Source organism: Burkholderia stagnalis (genome assembly GCF_902830275.1).
Taxonomy (GTDB): domain Bacteria; phylum Pseudomonadota; class Gammaproteobacteria; order Burkholderiales; family Burkholderiaceae; genus Burkholderia; species Burkholderia stagnalis.
This window is the reverse complement of the sequence record NZ_CADESW010000065.1, coordinates 1-1,209: the sequence shown is the minus strand read 5'-3', so window position 1 is coordinate 1,209 and position 1,209 is coordinate 1. Positions and strand designations below refer to the sequence as shown.

Here is a 1,209-nt window from a genome sequence, read left to right as displayed (position 1 = left end):
GACACCTTCGCTACCGCCCCGGGCGTGGCCCTGACCACTGACTCCGGCAGCAGCGCGTCCGATCACGTCACCAATGTCGGCACGCTGAACCTCACCGGTGTCGAAACCGGCGCGACCGTCGAATATTCGATCGACGGTGGTCATACCTGGAGCACCAGCTTCAGCGCCGTCGAAGGCCTGAACGACGTCCAAGTCCGGCAGACCGATATCGCCGGCAACACGTCCGATCCGACTTCGTTCAGCTTCACGCTCGACACGTCGGCCGCCGCACCGGGCGTCGCGCTCGCCACCGATTCGGGCAGCAGTGCCTCCGACCACGTCACCAATGTCGGCACGCTGAACCTGACGGGTGTCGAAACCGGCGCGACCGTCGAATACTCGACCGATGGCGGCCATACCTGGAATACCAGCTTCGGCGCCACCGAAGGCCTGAACGACGTGCAGGTCCGGCAGACCGACATCGCCGGCAACACGTCCGATCCGACGTCGTTCAGCTTTACGCTCGATACGTCGGCTGCCGCACCGGGCGTGGCCCTGACCACCGATTCCGGCAGCAGTGCGTCCGATCACGTCACCAACGTCGGCACGCTGAACCTCACCGGTGTCGAAACCGGCGCCACCGTCGAATACTCGATCGACGGCGGCCATACCTGGAGCACCAGCTTCAGTGCGGTCGAAGGCGTGAACGACGTACAGGTCCGGCAAACCGACATCGCCGGCAACACGTCGTCGGCGACGTCGTTCAGCTTCACGCTCGACACGTCGGCCACCGCCCCCGGTGTCGCCCTGACCACCGACTCCGGCAGCAGCGCGTCCGATCACATCACCAATGTCGGCACGCTGAACCTGACCGGTGTCGAGACCGGCGCAACCGTCGAATACTCGATCGACGGTGGTCATACCTGGAGCACCAGCTTCAGCGCAACCGAAGGCGTGAACGACGTGCAGGTCCGGCAGACTGATATCGCCGGCAACACGTCCGTTCCGACTTCGTTCAGCTTCACGCTCGATACGTCGGCGGCTGCACCGGGCGTCGCGCTCGCCACCGATTCCGGCAGCAGCGCGTCCGATCACGTCACCAACATCGGCACGCTGAACCTGACCGGTGTCGAGACCGGCGCCACCGTCGAATACTCGATCGACGGCGGCCATACCTGGAACACCAGCTTCAGCGCCGTCGAAGGCCTGAACGGCGTACAGGTCCGCCAG

1 protein-coding gene is annotated in these 1,209 nt (G+C 65.1%); it reads left to right on the top strand.

Annotation, left to right across the window (positions count from 1 at the left end):
* Positions 1-24: 24 nt before the first annotated feature.
* Positions 25-1,209, top strand: a 1,185-nt coding sequence (locus tag HWY45_RS36205) for an Ig-like domain-containing protein (protein WP_244111060.1), incomplete at its 3' end; no start/stop codon positions are given.